This window comes from Hoeflea ulvae (genome assembly GCF_026619435.1).
In the GTDB taxonomy this organism is placed as follows: Bacteria; Pseudomonadota; Alphaproteobacteria; order Rhizobiales; family Rhizobiaceae; genus Hoeflea; species Hoeflea ulvae.
On sequence record NZ_JAOVZQ010000001.1, the window covers coordinates 1,345,635 to 1,363,433 of the forward strand.

A 17,799-nucleotide genomic window follows, 5' to 3' on the forward strand; every position below is an offset into this window, starting at 1 on the left:
GAAACAGGCTCGCATGTTCTTCGTGTCTGACGGCAACCCTTGCCACCATGTCGGCGGGGCTGGTGTCTTCAGCTGATGCCAGGGACCTTTGGAAAAATCTCCGCGACACCGGCGATACGGCGAAGAAGCCCACGGCGGCGCGGACATCCACGCCGGTCAAGGCGTCAAGGCTCGAGACCGCTGAGGCCACCTACGGTGTCTCCCAGCAGGACATGGATGACAATCTCGGGGTGTTGCTCGACAGGTCCTACGGCGCTTCAACCGGCACCGCCCGGGATTTTGTGCCCGGAATAGACGGTCTGGCCGGCGGCAAGAAATGGCGTCCCTATGTCGAGTTCACCGCCGCCCCCGGCAGCCGCACCATGGGGCAGATCAATCTGTTCGCGCCCTTGCTGCAGGCCCGGGATTCGCTGCTGTTTACCGATTTGCGCGCCTCCGCCTGGACCGATAATGTCCAGGAGGGCAATTTCGGCGTCGGCTACCGGCAGATCGTGCCCGGCGGATTCTTCGGAACCGACGCCATCTTCGGTATTTACGGCTTCGTTGATGCCCGCCATTCCGCCTATGACAACATGTTCTACCAGGGCACCCTTGGCGCCGAACTGATCACCGAGCACCTGGAATTCCGCGCCAACGGCTATTTGCCGTCCGGAAAACAATATGTGGTCGGCGTGACAGGTGTCGGAGTTGCGCTGGACGGCTCCAACATCGTCAATGTCGGCACCGATCTTATTGAACGGGCATTGCCCGGATTTGATGTCGAAGCCGGCGTCAAGATCGACTTTTCCGACGCGGCTATACGGCTCAACGCCGGCTATTTCCGCTTTGAACGTGGCGACACGCTGGTGGAGGGCCCGCGCTTCCGGGCCGAGGTGGAGATTGAAGATCCCTTCGGCTTCGACGGCGCCAAGCTGACCCTCGGCGGCGAGATCCGCGACGACAAGGTGCGAGGCACCGAAGCCAGCGGGATCGTCCGTTTGCGGATGCCGATCGGCGGCGTCAGCAGATCGGTCGAGGCCGAGCGCCGGCTTACCGGTCTGGACCGGCTGATGACCCGCCGGGTGTACCGTGACGATGATATCGTCTCGCCGGTGGTCAAGGGCGCGGCGACCGTGACGCTGGCGCCGGTGACGGATGCAACAAGCGGCGAAACCCTCCAGGCGTTCTTCGTCGCCAACACAGCGCAAGGCACGGCTGACTGCACCAGCGTCGCCAATGCCTGCGAATTCGTTACCGCCCAGGGTCTGGCTGGCGCCGGCGACACGTTCATGCCGGTGGATGTCGCCGGCGCGATTGGCTCTGTCTTCACCCTCAACAGCGACCGGCAGCAGGTGATTGGCGCCGGTGACAGCGGCAGCGCCACGGTGATCCTGCCCGATTCCGCCAGCAGTGTCCTGATCGTCACCAGTCTTGGCGGGCGGCCGATCGTCAGCGGCATCAATATCGGTCATTTCGCCGATACCGGGATCGCCGGCCTGACCACCAATTCCGCCACCGGCATCACCGGCAGCGGCTTTGCCGGTTCGGTGACGATCAGTGATGTCAGATCGATCGATGGCGGTCTGAATTTTTCCGGCTCCGCCGCCGCGATCTCGGTCAGCGATGCTGTGTTCAACAATGGCGCCAATCCCGGCATCGTGCTGACCGGCCTGACAGGCAGCGCCAACTTCACCGATGTGGACGTGATCAGCGCCGGCGGGACCAGCCTGAGCATCGATGGCGGGTCGCTCGACGTCACCTTAGACAGCGATTCAACGCTGACCCAATCGGGCGCGGGCTCAACCGTGGAGGTGCTCAACAGTCATTCCGGCACACTGACCTCCGACGCGACCATCAGCGCCAGCAACGGCTCCGGTCTGCAATTCAACAATGCGGACGGCAGTTACAATTTCAACGGTCCGTCAAATCTTGGTGGCGGCGACGCCGGGATCGATATCCTCGGCGGCTCGGCTGGCACATTCAGCTTCGGCGCCGGCACCGCGATCCTGTTGCCGACCGGCATGGCCTTCAATGTCACCGGCAGCACCGCAACGGTGACCTATAACGGCGCGATCACCCAGACCAATGCCGCCAATGCGATTTCGGTCACTGCCAATACCGGCGGCTCGGTGACATTCGGCGGCCTGGTCACAGCGAATACAGGCACCGCGACTGCCATCAATCTGGCCGGCAATGCGGGTGCTGCCGTGGCCTTCTCCGGCGGTCTCGACATCGACACCACCACCGGCACCGGTTTCTCGGCAACCGGCGGCGGCAGCGTGTCCGTGGCCGCAAGCGCCGGCGATGAAAGCATCACCTCGGCGGCCGGACAGGCGCTCAATCTCAACGGCGTCAGCATCGGTACCGGCGGGATAACCTTCGACAGCATCGTGTCGACCGGCAGCGGTTCGACCGGCATCGGAATTGATGGCGTCAGCGGCGGCGCGTTCAACGTATCTGGCGCGACCTCGGTTTCCGGCTCGACCGGCAATGCCATCCAGCTCACCGGCAATGCCGCTGCGTTGAATTTCAACGGCGCAACCACCATCACCATGACCAGCGCCGCCGTTGGCGTTGATTTTTCCGGCACCACCAGCGGCGCGGTCAGTTTCGCCGATCTCGACATCGCGCTGCAAAGCGCCAATGCCACCGGTTTGGACCTGTCCGGTGCGGTGCTCAACGCCAATGTAACGGCGACTGATTTCGATCTGACGTCGACCAGCACTGCGGGCACCACCGGCGTCAATCTGTCGGGCGCCACCGGCACCGGCACGGTGCAGTTGGGCGATACCGATGTTGGCGGCGGGAGCGCCAGCATCGCCGGCGTGAATGTGGGCGTGCAGTTCAGTGCCACATCCGATGCCACATTCATATTCGGCGACGGCGAGAACACGACCGACAAGCTCAGCTCGATCTCGGCCACCACGGCCATTGCCGGCGGTTCGACCGTGACGCTCGGGTCCTATGATTTCGATGATGTGAACTTCACCGGTGTGCTCGATTTCGCCGCAGCGGGGAACCCCATCGTTTTCGTCGCCGCCACCGCCACCGGCGACGGCAGCGGCTCCAGCGTCGACAACCGCGCCAATGTCACCACCGCCGACGCGATCACCACGGCCGGCACCACATTTGTCCTGATCAATGACGGCGCCGCCATCGACGACGCCGACGGCTTCACGCTGGTCGACGGCCAGACCATGGCCTCCTTCGGCAATGGCCGCAGCTTTGCCACCAGCGGCCTGGTCATTCCCGCCAATTTCTCGGGCGTTCCCGGCGCGAGCGCAACCGTCACTGATCCGACCGGCAATGGTGCTGCGATCCTGACACGCACCGGCGGCGCCGGCGAGACGCTGATCGTCTCGGGCACGGTCAATCTGCAGGACTTCATCCTGTCCAACGCGGCTGCCGGCGCCGGTCTTTCCGCCACCGGCGCGACCTCGATCACCTCGACCGGACTGACCGTGCAGAATGTTGCCGGCCAGGGCATTGATCTCAATTCGCTCACCGGCGCGGCCTCCACCTTCAGCAACACGGTGGTGTCGACCACCACCGGCAACGCCATCGATATCGTCAACTCGACGGTCAGCTTCATCGGCGGTCTCGACATCGACACCACCACCGGCACGGGTTTCTCGGCAACCGGCGGCGGCAGCGTGTCCGTGGCCGCAAGCGCCGGCGATGAAAGCATCACCTCGACGGCCGGGCAGGCGCTCAATCTCAACGGCGTCAGCATCGGTGCCGGCGGTGTCACATTCGACAGCATCTCATCGACTGGCAGTGCCACCACCGGCATCGGAATTGATGGCGTCAGCGGCGGCGCGTTCAACGTGTCTGGCGCGACCTCGGTTTCCGGCTCGACCGGCAATGCCATCCAGCTCACCGGCAATGCCGCTGCGTTGAATTTCGACGGCGCAACCACCATCACCATGACCAGCGCCGCCGTTGGCGTTGATTTTTCCGGCACCACCAGCGGCGCGGTCAGTTTCGCCGATCTCGACATCGCACTGCAAAGTGCCAATGCCACCGGTTTGGACCTGTCCGGTGCGGTGATCAACGCCAATGTAACGGCGACGGATTTCGATCTGGCGTCGACCAGCACTGCGGGCACCACCGGCGTCAATCTGTCGGGCGCCACCGGAACCGGCACGGTGCAGTTGGGTGATACCAATCTTGGCGGCGGGAGCGCCAGCATCGCCGGCGTGAATGTAGGCGTGCAGTTCAGTGCCACATCCGATGCCACATTCATATTCGGCGACGGCGAGGGCACGACCGACAAGCTCAGCTCGATCTCGGCCACCACGGCCATTGCCGGCGGTTCGACCGTGACGCTTGGGTCCTATGATTTCGATGATGTGAACTTCACCGGTGTGCTCGATTTCGCGCCGTCTGCCAGCCCGGTCTTCGTGGCGGCAACCGCCACCGGAGACGGCACGGGGCGTGATGTCGACAACCGCGCCACTGTTGCCACCGCCGATGCGATCGTGGCCACCGGTATCACCTTCGTGCTGATCAATGACGGCGCTGCCATTGACGACGTTGATGGTTTCACATTGACCAATGGCCAGACCATGGCGTCGTTCGGCAATGGCCGGACCTTCACCAGCAGCGGCCTGGTTATTCCGACCAATTTTTCCGGGGTTCCGACCGGTGCAGGCGTAACAATCACCGATCCGACCGGCAATGGTGCTGCGATCCTGACCCGCACCGGCGGCGCCGGCGAGACGCTTATCGTCTCGGGTACGGTCAATCTGCAGGACTTCATCCTGTCAAACGCGGCTGCCGGGTCCGGTCTTTCCGCCACCGGCGCAACCTCGATCACCTCGACCGGACTGACCGTGCAGAATGTCGCAGGCCAGGGCATTGATCTCAATTCGCTCACAGGCGCGGCCTCCACCTTCAGCAACACGGTGGTGTCGACCACCACGGGCAACGCCATCGATATCGTCAACTCGACGGTCAGCTTCACCGGCGGGCTCGACATCGACACCACCACCGGCACCGGTTTTTCAGCAACCGGCGGCGGGACGATCAGTGTGGCCGCGACAAGCGGCACGGAAACGATCACCACCGTCACCGGCCAGATCCTGAATTTGTCGAACGTCTCGATCGGAGCGGGCGGCGTCAGCTTCGACAGCCTGACTGCCACAGGAACAATCGCCAACACCGCCATCCTGTTGAGCAATGTCGACGGCACCGGCAACACCTTTTCAGGCGGCGCGGTCTCCATCGCCGGCACGTCGGGCGCGTTGAGTTACGGCATCGAGATCTCCGGCGGTTCGGACGCCACTTTCACCTTTGCTTCGGCCACGATCGAAGACACTTCCTCAAATGCCATACACCTCGATGGCACCAATGGACCGGTGACGTTTGATACGGTGGATATCGATGGCGTGTCCGGTCGCGGGATAAATATCCAGGATGCGACCCGGAATATTACGATCGGTGGCGGAACGATCGGAGCCACCACATCGGTCAGTGGTTTCTCTGTCCGGATTGAAAATCAAGCGGCGAGCAGCACTGTTTCGCTGACCAATCTCGATATTTCAAGCTCCAATTCCGATAATCTTAATATTTTCAATGCTGCCGGGACAGTTGTGGTGACGGGCGGTACGTTCACCCACACCAATGGCAGTGATGTTGTCGATATTTCCGGCGGTTCGGCAACGATCACGATCGGCGCCAATCTTGTCAATACCGGCGTCGGCAGCGCAGTCGAGATTGACGCCACGTCCGGCGCGATCAGTTTCACCGGAACGGTTACCAACAGCGGTGGCGGCTATTTGCTCGATATTGGTAACCCCGGCGCGATAACCGGCGGCACGATCAGTTTCAGCGGAGACATGGGTGATACCGGGTCTCAAGCCATACGGATCCAGAATATCAATGCTGGTGCGGCTTTGACCGTCAGCGGCGCCACGACGCTCACCACGCCCACAGGCACCGGCATTTCGCTCACCAACAATGCCGGAACGGTCACTTTCGCCGACGTGACGATCAGCAACCCCGGCGGCAATGGCATCGACATCACCGGCACCAATGGAGCCATCAGTTTCGGCGATGTCGATATCACCGGTCTGGGCGGCAATGTCGGCCTCGACCTCAATGGCGCGACGCTGGCCGGCGCCTTGAATTTCAATTCGCTCGATGTCACCGGTACCGGCGCAGCAGGCTCCATCGGTATCGACCTGCGCGGATTGACCGGCGGCCAGATTGTCAATATCGGCGCACAGGCGAACCCGGCGGTGGGGCCGTCGAGCACCATTTCCGTTGTCGGGACCGGCGTGTTCTTTGACGCCGCCTCGAATGCGAATTTCACCTTCGGTGATGGCGAAGCCACGGACGACAAGCTGAGCTCGATTTCGGCCACCGCAGCAATTGACGGCGGCTCGGCTGTGACGCTCGGTTCCTATGATTTCGACGATGTGAACTTCACCGGCACATTTGATTTCGCCACCAGCGGGGCGAACCTGGTGTTCGTGGCGGCCAATGCCACCGGTGACGGATCCGGCTCAAGCGTGAGCAATCGCGCCACTGTTGCCACCGCCGATGCGATGGGCACGTCCGGTCTCGTCTTCGTGCTGATCAATGACGGCAATGAGATCAATGATAGCGATGGCTTTACGCTGGTCGACGGCCAGACCATGGCCTCCTTCGGCAATGGCCGCACTTTCACCAGCAGCGGACTGGTCATTCCCGCCAATTTCTCGGGCATTCCAGGCGGAGGCGCAACCGTCACCGACCCGACCGGCAATGGTGCTGCGATCCTCACCCGCACCGGCGGTGCCGGCGACACCTTGATCGTCTCGGGCACGGTCAATCTGCAGGACTTTATCCTGTCGAACGCTGCTGCCGGGGCTGGCCTTTCCGCCACCGGCGCAACCTCGATCACCTCGACCGGCCTGACGGTTCAGAATGTGGCCGGCCAGGGCATTGATCTCAATACGCTCACCGGTGCGGCCTCGACCTTCAGCAACACCACCGTTTCGAGCACCACCGGAAACGCCATCGACATCGTCAATTCGACGGTCAGTTTCACCGGCGGCCTCGATATCAGCACAACCAACGGCATCGGCTTCAACGCCACCGGTGGAGGCACGATCTCGGTCGCCGCGTCGGCGGGCATCGAGCAGATTGTTGCCACCGGCACCGGCACGGCGATCAATCTTGATGGCATTACCGTGGCAGCCGGCGGCATCAATTTCGATCAGGTGACGACGGCCGCGACGGCTACAGCCAATGGTGTCGATATCAATGACGCCGCAGGCGGCACGATTACGCTGAGCAATGTCACTCTGGCAGGTACTGTTGCGACCGCGGGACTCGATATTTCCGGCAATGCCCGCACCTCCAACGTGGTGGTCACAGGCGGCACGATCGCCAATGGTGTGGCCATCTCGGGCAGTGGCAGCGGCACCGTGACGATTGGCGCCAGTATTGCCAAGTCTGCCGGCTATGCGGTCCAGATCGCCAGCCGCGACGCCGGCGCCGGTCAGGTTGATTTCAACGGCACGGTGACGAGTTCCACCGGTGCGGTCTCGATCCAGTCCAACACCGCAGGCACCGTCAATTTCAATGCAGCCGTAACCGGCACCGGGGGAAACACCGCCGGCGCCATCAATATCGGCACCACCACCGGCGGCACCGTGACATTCGCGGGCCTCGTTGACCTTGACGTAACCGGCGCCGGCACCGGTGTCGCAATCGCCAACACCAATGCCGGCGGCACCTTCAATTTCACCGGTGGCCTGGATATCACATCCGTGAACGGCATAGCGCTTGAAGTCCTCAGCGGTACCCTGGCCATCTCCAATGCCGGCACCGAGGCGATTTCGGTCACCGGGACGGCTGCCAACGCGGTCAATCTGAACGGCGTGACCCTTGCCGCAGGTGGCGTGCATTTCGACACCATCTCCAGCACCGGCGCACTGACCGGGGAGGGCCTGCGTTTCATCAATGTTTCCGGCGGTGCCTTTACCGTCAGCGACGGCAATGCCGGCACGTCGAACGATGTGCGCGTCGCGGATTTTTCCAACAATGGCGGCATCTATATCCAGGGATCTTCGCCGGATTTCACCTTCTCCAGCGTCGATATCGATCAGGCGTCGGGTGCAAGCGGCCACGGCGTATCACTCAGCGACAATACCGGCACGATCCAGCTCCTGGGCGGCACCATCGACGGCGCCTTTGCCGATGGCGTGACCATCTCCAACTCCGCCAATGTGACGCTGGACGGCATCAGCTTCGGCGGAACGGATGCGCTCGGCGATGATGCCGTGGCTATCTCCCACTCCAGCGCGGTTTTCGGCAGCACGATCGTGCTGAGCAACCTGACTGTCGCCGCGAGCACCAATATCGGCGATCGCGGGATTGATGTGGGCGCATCCGGTGCCGGCCAGACACTGAACCTGACCCTGCTTGATAACGACATCCACGCGGCGAACGAGGCCGTGTTTGCAGCGACTTCGGGGACCGGCTTGCTGGTGCTTGATCTCGGTTCGGCCGGCAGCAACAGCTTTGAACGCGCCACGACGGGCAATACGGTTTCGGTGACAGGCAATGCGCTCAATTCGGCCAACGTAACCGGTCTTGGCGGTCTCACCGTCATCGGCAACGGTACCGGTGGCGGCGTGCTGTTTGATGAAGTCACCTTCGATGCCGACACCGGCACGGCCGGTATCCAGACCGTGACAGCGACCGGCACGGTTCAGATCGGCCAGAGCGCCGGCGCGCGCGTCAACGGCAAGGGTCTGTCCTTCATCGACCCGACCGGCGATCTCGGCTTGATCACGCTCACCATCTTCAACGATGGCGGCACCGGGCTCGAGGTCAACACCAAGGGTGCGGGCACGACGTTCAACCTGAGCAATAGCGGCGGCAGCGTTGACACCACCAACGGCACGGCCCTGTTCCTCGATCCGCTGACCATGAACCTGGCCTTCAGCACGGTAACTGCCGCAGGCGGCGCCAATGGCGTCTTCATCGATGAAGGGGATGCAGCCGGCGGCGCCGGCGCCAATGCGCTTACGATCAACACGCTCAATGTTACGGGTACCACCGGCGCGGCGCTGCGGATCAACGAATCGACCGGAGCGTTCACCTTCGGCACGACCACGATCGACAATACCACCGGTGGCGGCGTTGATCTGGATCTCGGCGGTGGCGACGCGACCGTTGTCAGTTTCATCAACGGCCTTGAGATCAACACCACAACGGGAACCGGATTCGACGCCAACGGCACCGCCGGCACGGCCCTGACCGTCACTATTACCGATTCGGGCACCGAAACCATCACGGCCACTGCGGGCCAGGCGCTCACCCTCAATGGGGTTGTGATTGGCACCGCTGGCGCGAATTTTGACAGCCTCTCGTCAACCGGCAGCGGTGCGGCGGGTATCGACCTCGATGGTCTGACCGGCGGGGCCTTCACAGTAACGGGGACGACAACGGTTTCGGGTGCCACCGGCGCTGCCATTCAGCTCACCGGCAATTCCGCATCCATCAACTTCAGTGGCGCCACAAGCATCACGATGGCCAATGCACCGGTCGGTGTCGATTTCGCCGGCACAAATGGCCCGGTCAGTTTCGGCGCAACCACGATCACCGGCGTTGGTGATGCCGCCAGCCAGAAGGGCATTGATTTCAACGGCGCGACGCTTGGCGGAGCTGTGAATTTCGCCTCTGTCGCCATCAGCGGGCCGGACACGGCCACCACCTCCATCGGTGTTGACCTGACCGGTGTGCTGGGCGACCAGGTGGTCAATCTGGGGTCGGGGGCCGGAGCGACAAGCTCGATCACGGATCTGCACCGCGGCGTGGTGATCGACACCACGGCAGCCGTCCAGTTCACCTTTGGCGACGGCGAGAGCGCCAGTGACACAGGCTCCAGCATCAACGTCAATGGCCAGAGCGGCGCGTTCACGGTCGACGCCGGCGGCGGCACGCTCGGCGCGTCCGGTTATGATTTTGACGATGTGAGCTTCGGCGCCGGCGACGAGGCCAATTTCCCGACGACACCTGGCAGTGCGATCTTCATCAGCGAAACCGGTGGCGCGATCAGCGCAGGAACCCATAATCTCAGCGTGGCGCTGAATACGATCACGGTGGCCGCAGCGGAAGCATTGGGCGACAGCGACCAGACCTTCGTGTTTGTTGCCCATACCGGCGCGGGCACCATCGATCTGACCGGTGGCGGCACGGATGGCTTCACGCTCAAGGCCGGCCAGTCGCTCAATGGCTTTGACGATGGCAACTCGATTGCCTTCGGAACCACCAAGCCGGCAAATATTTCGGGCGACTTCGGCGTGCTGGGCGGAAACGTGACGCAGAATTCGGTGACCGCCAGCAACTCGAACGGAGCTGCGACATCGATTGTGACCACAGCCGGCGGGTCGACCATCCAGAACACCGTGTTCGACGCCTCGGGTCTTGGCGCAGGCGATGCGGTGATCCGGGTTGACGGCATTGCCGCGGCAAACACGGTCACCATCAACAATGTCGAGATCAGCAATGTGGGAACCGGCGCAACCGCCGTTGTTCTCAACAACAATGCCTCCGGCGTTGCGCTGACCGATGTCGATCTTTTCGGCACCAATGCGGGCACGGCGCTCGAGATCGATGCCGGAACGGCTTCCACTGCCGCCATCACCGTCGACGCCGCCTCGAGTCTGAGCGGCACCACCGGCACCGTGGTCAGCATTGGCGCCGGTGCGCGTGACGTGACCATAAGCACGGCGATTTCCACCACCGGCAGCGTGGGCAAGGTGATCGACATCGATGGCCAGACCGGCGGCACAATCGGCTTTGCAGCGATCACCTCCGCGACGTCGACCGCCGACAATGTGATTGAAACCACGGCTCAGACCGGCGGTGCGCTGACCTTCGGCGATGTGTCCATCACCGGTTTCGGCAACAATGCGGCCGACACGGCGATCGAGCTTGCCGGCACCGGCGGGTCAGTCAGCTTCGCCGATCTCGACATCACCACCACCAATGGCGGCGGTTTCTTCGCCAGCGGCGCGGGTCTGTCTGTTGCCGCGACCTCCGGCGATTTCAATATCGCCGGCGCCGAAGCCCTGTCCATGAATGGCGTCACCGCCAACAATTTCCAGCTCACTTCGATCACCGCAAATGGCGCAGGCACCGCCGCGGAAGCGCTGAAATTTGATAATCTCGGGTCGAGCTCCACCTTCACGGTCACCGGCGCCACGACGCTCGACAATTACACCGGCGCAGGCATCGAGGTCAGCAGCCAGAGCGAAGACGACGCGACATTCAATTTTGCAGCCACCAACATCAACACCACCGCGGGGCAGGTTTCATCCACGGGTGATGGCGTCTCGCTGCTGACCATCGGTGGTGCGAATTTCGATTTCAATATGGGCGCGCTGACCATCGGCAATGCCACCGAAAACATGGATGAGGGTTTTAATGTCACAAACATCACCGGAGCGGGCTCTGCGGTCGATATCGCCAGCCTGACAGCCACCCGCCAATCCTACGCGTTCTACGTCACCAATTTTGATGTTGCTGGTGCGAGCATCACCGTTGCCGGTACCACCGACATCACGAATGCCCGGACTGGCGCTGTTTCGATCCTCAATTCTGATGGCAATGTCACATTTGGTGGTCAGACAACAATCACCAACAATGTCGGCTTTGACGGCCAGGGTGTTGATCTGGGCCTTGGTGCAGGCGGCGCCAATACCGGAACCTACAGTTTTGCCGGCCTTGATGTCACGGTGAATGGCGCAGGCGTATACGGCCTGCGCGCCCAGACCACCGGCACGCTGAACATTGCCGGCGCCACCAACGACATCATTTCCAACAATGGCACGGCGATACTGATCAACCCGACCGTGACCAACATCACATTGCAGAATGTGACCTCAAGCAATTCCGGCACGAACGGCGTTGATCTCGAGCTTGCGACGGGATCGACCTTCACGGTGACCGGCATCACCACGATCACCAGCTCCACGGGGACCGGCCTGGTGATCGACGATTCGAACGCCACCTTCACTTTCGGCAATGTGGTTATCGACAACACCGCCACGGCCGGTGGCGGTGTTGCGATCACCGGTGGCGCGGGCAACACCGCGACGGTGAATTTCAATGCCGGCCTCAATGTCGACACGGCCTCTGGTGTCGGCTTCAGCGCCGTCGGCACAGGCGGAGCGCTGACGCTGAATATTGCCAATGCGGGCACCGAGACGATCAACACCACGACCGGCAGGATTGTCATGCTGGACGATCTGCTGATCGGCGCTGCGGGCGTTCATTTTGACACCCTGGCGGCCTCAGGCCGGGTCGCCAATGAAGGCGTGCTGTTGTCCAATGTCGATGGCAGCGGAAACACTTTTTCCGCCGGCACGGTCAATGTTTTCGATACGGATCTGGTGGGTTTCCGTATCGACGACAATTCGGCTGCGACCTTCAATATTGGTAGCCTGACAGTCGATGGATCCGATCAGATCGGGCTCGACATTACCGGCACACATGGCACCATTACATTCGGCGACGTGGATATCGACGGCAGCGGCACCATGGGCGTCAATATCGCCGCCGGCGCAAATACGGTGAACATCAACGGCGGTACAATTGGAGCGACAGCTTCGCCTACCACCTTCGGAGTGCGCATCAACGGTGGCAGCGGCACGGTGAATATTGCCGCGACGGTCTCCAAGACCACCGCCGGATCCAACCTGATTGAAGTCACCGGCCGGACAGGCGGAGCTGTCACGTTTTCCGGTGCGCTCAGTGCGACAGGCTCATCGACCGGCATTTCCGTCAACAACAGCACCGGCGGCACCATCAACTTCAATGGCGCCACCACGCTCAACACTGCTACCAATGATGCCATCACGCTGAACGGCAACAACGGCGCCGGCATCACGTTCAGCAATGTCGACATCGACACCACCACAGGCAACGGCATCGATGCCAGCGGGGTCAACACGGATATCAACGTCAGCGGCACCGTGGATGTCGCCACATCGGGCAATCGCGCCTTCGAGTTCACAACTACTTCGGGCGATTACGACTATTCCGGCGTGACCTCGACCCAGTCGGGCATCAGCGCCCAAGCCTTTGGCGCCACGCATATCGGAACTTACAGTCTCGGCACGCACACGGTGACAACACCCGGCTTGAATGCGCTGACGATTGCCAGCACAACGCTCGATCTCACCTATGCTTCCTTTACCGTTGACGGCACCAGTCCGAGCGAAGCGGCGATTCAGATTGACAATGTCAGCGGCAGCCTGACCATCAATGGCGGCACGATCCGTTCCGCTGGCGGAGGTGCGCTAGGTCGGGGCATCGACTTGCAGAATGATGACGGCGTACTCAACAATTTCACTTTGACCACGGCGAATACTCAGTTCGACGTCACCAATGACGCCATCTTCGCCGAAACCACGACCGCCGGATCGACGCTCAATATCAATGTCAGCGGCATAACGGCAGCCTCGAATATTGGCGCCCAAGCCGTCGAGATCGAGTGGGACGACGGTGGTGGCACGGCGGTGATCACCAACAACGTCTTCGACGATGGCAGCAGTACTGCGGGTCTTATTGAAATTGACCAAGGTGGGAACGGCTTGACGTCCGTCACGCTTAGCAACAATACAATGTCCAATCCGGGGGGCGAGGGCATTGATATCCGGACCTTCGAGGACGCACAAATGAGGGTGCTGATCTCGGGCAACACGGTGACGTCGTCGGCGAATGAGGCAATACGGCTCGAGGCCGAGGGAACCTCAAACCTGCAGGCGACGGTAACCAACAATAGTGTTGTCTCTGTCACCAACGGGTCCGGAATTTATATCGAAGTCAGCGCTGCCACAGCGACAGCCTGTCTGAATGCGACCTTCAACAACAATGGTGCCGGTGGCCCGCCAGCAGCCGGAACCGGCGGACAATCCATCGAACTCAACAATTCAGGCGCTGGTACCCTCAATATCAGCCAGGCCGACCCGACGGCAGTCGGCGTCGCAAATAATGGTGCAACTGTCTTGTCGACGGGAGGCATTACCGGAAATCAATCCTGTGCCGTTCCGTGATTGAGAGAATATATAGTTCTTTGCCTGGTATGCGATAAAATGTTTGTGTAATGATAGGGTATTGCTGCTGATGTATTCAGTAAATATTTTCACTAATTGAGAAAAATTACTCATATATTATAAATGTTAGTTGATTTTTGATAATAATTGTGCTGCTATTGTAAGTATAACATTTGGAGGAAAAGCATGGCTGACCCATTTGTCGGTGAAATACGTTTGTTTGGTTTCAATTTTGAGCCACGGGGCTGGGCGTTCTGTGCGGGGCAGATCCTGCCCATTAGCCAAAATACAGCCCTGTTTTCCTTGATCGGCACATTTTATGGCGGCGATGGGCGCACAACCTTCGCCCTGCCGGATTTGCGCGGCCGCGCGGCGTTGTCGTATGGACGTGGTCCAGGGCTATCCGACTACCAGATAGGCCAAAAGGAAGGCACCGAGACCGTAACCCTGAACACGACAGAGATGCCGGCCCATACGCATTCGCTGACCGGGGTAACCGGGACTGCTTCGCTGCATGGGGTTAGCCAGGGTGGTGGCGAATCTTCGCCGGCCGGAAATTATATGGCGGCTCTGGATGATGCCTATGCAGCTTCGGGCACCGAAGTCGCCATGAATGCAAATTCTGTGAAGGTCAGTCTGGCCGGTGGCCAGGTGGGCACGACCGGCGGAAGCCTGCCGCACAACAACATGCAGCCGAGCTTGGCATGCAATTACTGCATAGCGCTTGTAGGGATTTTTCCGTCACGGAGCTGACCGGCAAGCCAGCAGGGCAATCACATGCGCGAAGTATCTCAAGCAGCGCTTGACCGGATGGATGGTGGCCATGGTGGTTCTGACCAGATAAGTGCCCGTTTCGGTGCATATAATGGATGAAACACCAGATCTGGCGGGGCGCGCGCAGTGTGAAGATAAGGACCGCGGGGTAGGCAGTCCTGCGGTTCCTCTTAGCCGGGCCGGGGCACTGGGTCTCACGTGCCGTCCGATGACAACCGAAGATCTCGGGTTTCTCTCAAGACTTTACGCCTCCACCCGGGCCGATGAACTGGCGCCCTGGCCGTGGAGCGACGCGCAGAAGGCCACATTTCTGGACATGCAGTTCCAGGCCCAGCACAGCCACTATCTCGCGCATTATCCCGATGCCCTGTGGCTTGTGCTGGAGCGGGCCGGCAAGCCGGTCGGACGGCTCTATCTGGAATATTGGCCGGGTGAACACCGCATCATCGACATTGCCTTGATGCCTGACACGCGCGGTCAGGGTGTCGGCACGGCTCTGCTGATGGATGTCATGGATGGCGCTGCGCGCGCCTCAAAACCGGTCGGCATTCATGTCGAAAAGAACAACCCGGCCATGCGTCTGTACAGGCGGCTTGGTTTCAAGACGGTCGAGGACAAGGGCGTTTATGACCTGCTGCGATGGCAGCCGCCGGGTTGACTCTTGGGGTTCAGACGACACGGCCTCATAGCGGACGCCGTTGCTGTCCTGGCCAGCGCGATGAACAGCTCATTCGCGCCCGGACTCTCATGGGTCGGACATGACTGCCTTGCTGCAGCACTCGCGCTTTCCGATTGTCGCAGCAGCGGGAAAGTGCCGCCGATGCGTTCGCTCCTCCCATTGCGCCACTTCGATCAAGCGCAGATATCTCGCCCGCATGATGCATGATTAGGCAACACTTCCGCCGTCCAGCGACAGGAAAATCCCGGCTCCCAGATCTGCCGCTTGATCACTGGTCCTGTTTCGGGATCTGGAAAATCCGCAAGGGTTTGAGAAACCTTGCGGCAGCGGACGCCCCGGTCTTGGCGGGTTCGGGCGGGACAGGCCGGCTGATCATCGCGCCGCGCCGGATCTCGTGAAATGTCGATTCAATCAGGCTGTCGAAGCCGCCGCGATACATGCCGGACAGGAAGGCGATGGTATTGGCCGCTTCATTGCCGAATTGCCAGCCGCAGTCGCTGAACCGGCATCCCGACAGCACCGGAACCTCGCCGCCGGAATAGACCATGGTGCATTTGGAAAACACGCAATTGACGAAGGCCGACCCGTCCAGAGCGATGTTCTTGTCAAAGAAGCTCTGGTCCTTGAACTTGCCCTTGATGTCGCCGGTCATGTTGGTCAGCCGGCGGCCAGCTTGTCATAGGCTGCCGAAAATCCGATCAGGCTGATAGGCACGGCAAAGGTCTGCCCGGAGACGGCGTGAAAGCTGAATTTCACCGATGTGCCGGCCTTCAGCTCGGCCAGCAATTCATCGCTGATCGGCAGGTTCGAAAATGCACCCTGCGCGTTGCTGGTCTGAACCGCCACGTTGAAGGCGTCCTTGTCGTCGACCTGCACGTCGACACCCTTGAGAAAATCGACCCCATGCGGCAGCGCCAGCGTGAGAGTGTGATTGGCCGCGTCCTTCTGCGGGCGGACCACGACGGTCAGAAGCCGCTGGTTTGTTTCCTGGACAACGACATTCTGCACCATCTGGCACAAAAGCGGAGACTCGGCAGTTTCCCCCGTGCCGCAATTAACTGCCCAGTTGTTCTTTGGCGTCTGGGGCGTTGCCGCAGCGGACGGACGGTCAGTGGTCTGTGCGTAGGCCGCCGACATCGACAGGACGATGCCCGCCGCCAGTAATGCTGTGCGACTGCGTGTCTTGCTGTTTGTAAGGGTCAAGAATGAAACTCCCGGTTATATTGTATTCATGCCGTTCCACGGAGAATCTTATTGCATCGCCGGTAAAATCTTTCAAGTCGGAGCTTCGTTACTGGCCGTGTGACTGACAGACTATATGCCGCGTCGATCGGCCCTCGCCGGAGGACGATTCAGAGCGACCAGATCCGTTCGGCATTGGCGCTGAGCAGTTTCCGTTTTTCGTCCAGACTGACGCCTTCGAGCAGCGCATGGGTGGCGGAAATCCAGGCCAGCAGGCCGCCGCCGAGCGTGCAGACCGGCCAGTCGCTGCCCCAGACCACCCTGTCCCAGCCGAAACAGGAGATGGTGTGCTCGACCCAGGGCCGCAAGGTCTCGGCGATCCAGCTCTCCGGATCGGCATAGGCGACAATTCCGGAAATCTTGGCGGTCACGTTCGGCCGTCTGGCGAGGTCCGTCATGTTGTCGTGCCAGGGCTGCCAGGCGTCGCCCCTGATGTCGGGAACGCCGCAGTGATCCAGGATGAAATGGACGTCCGGCGCCAGATCGGCGAGCGCCATGGCCTTGGGCAATTGCCGCGGCAGCACACACAGATCGAAGGTCAGGCCGGACCCCGCCACCCGGGCAATGTTTTCGCGAAACAGCGGCTGCTCGGAAAGCCCGTCCGGCATGACGTGAAGCACGCGCCGCAAGCCCTTGACCAGCGGATTGCCCGACTGGCGTTCCAGAAATGCGGCAAAATCCTTGTTCTCGGGCCGGCAGGCCGCGATCGCTCCGACGATCAGGCTGTCCGGCTGGACTGCAAGGGCAGCAACATTGCTGATTTCGTCCTCGATGCGGTCCGGAGCGACATCGACTTCCATGTGCAGCGTCCGGGAAATGCCGGCGCGGCGCGCTTCCAGCGCATAGCTCTCGTAGGACCATGGCTGGTTGAGGGCCGGGACTCCCGCAAGCCGGGGATAGTCCAGCACCGTCTGATCAATCACATGCAGATGGGTGTCGATGATCATGCTGCTGTCTCCTCGCGAACCGGATTGCGGCAGGCCGAAGCCCGCGGCAAATAGTTTCACAGGGAAATGGAATTTTCAAATAGCAAATTGCTCATGATGCGGCGCGCGGTCAATGATC

At 61.2% G+C, this 17,799-nt stretch carries 6 protein-coding genes; 3 read left to right on the forward strand and 3 right to left on the reverse strand.

The window, feature by feature from the left end; all coding sequences use genetic code 11:
- Nucleotides 1-62: 62 nt before the first annotated feature.
- The 3 genes from OEG82_RS06345 (at nt 63) to OEG82_RS06355 (ending at nt 15,471) form a co-directional block, all read left to right on the forward strand.
- Nucleotides 63-14,039: an inverse autotransporter beta domain-containing protein gene (locus OEG82_RS06345; protein WP_267611593.1), complete on the forward strand. Its 13,977-nt coding sequence runs from the start codon at nt 63-65 to the stop codon at nt 14,037-14,039.
- A 186-nt stretch (nt 14,040-14,225) separates the two neighbouring features.
- Nucleotides 14,226-14,792, forward strand: coding sequence for a phage tail protein (locus OEG82_RS06350; protein ID WP_267611594.1), 567 nt, complete (start codon nt 14,226-14,228; stop codon nt 14,790-14,792).
- Between the two features lie 208 nt (nt 14,793-15,000).
- Nucleotides 15,001-15,471, forward strand: coding sequence for a GNAT family N-acetyltransferase (locus OEG82_RS06355; protein WP_267614883.1), 471 nt, complete (start codon nt 15,001-15,003; stop codon nt 15,469-15,471).
- Between the two features lie 289 nt (nt 15,472-15,760).
- Here the strand turns inward: OEG82_RS06355 and OEG82_RS06360 are convergent, their stop codons facing one another.
- From OEG82_RS06360 to OEG82_RS06370, 3 genes are all read right to left on the reverse strand, one after another.
- Entirely contained in the window at nt 15,761-16,144 is a 384-nt protein-coding gene (locus tag OEG82_RS06360) for a hypothetical protein (protein WP_267611595.1), read from the reverse strand.
- A 5-nt stretch (nt 16,145-16,149) separates the two neighbouring features.
- Nucleotides 16,150-16,695 (reverse strand): invasion associated locus B family protein, encoded by a 546-nt coding sequence (locus OEG82_RS06365; protein ID WP_267611596.1) that lies wholly within the window; start codon nt 16,693-16,695, stop codon nt 16,150-16,152.
- 149 nt (nt 16,696-16,844) lie between these two features.
- Entirely contained in the window at nt 16,845-17,681 is an 837-nt protein-coding gene (locus OEG82_RS06370) for an amidohydrolase family protein (protein ID WP_267611597.1), read from the reverse strand.
- Nucleotides 17,682-17,799: the final 118 nt, after the last annotated feature.

Bases quoted from the DNA above. Each gene is read 5' to 3' on its own strand.
- OEG82_RS06350 (WP_267611594.1), top strand. From the start codon at position 14,226: ATGGCTGACCCATTTGTCGGTGAAATACGTTTGTTTGGTTTCAATTTT.
- OEG82_RS06370 (WP_267611597.1), bottom strand. From the start codon at position 17,681: ATGATCATCGACACCCATCTGCATGTGATTGATCAGACGGTGCTGGAC.
- OEG82_RS06360 (WP_267611595.1), bottom strand. From the start codon at position 16,144: ATGACCGGCGACATCAAGGGCAAGTTCAAGGACCAGAGCTTCTTTGAC.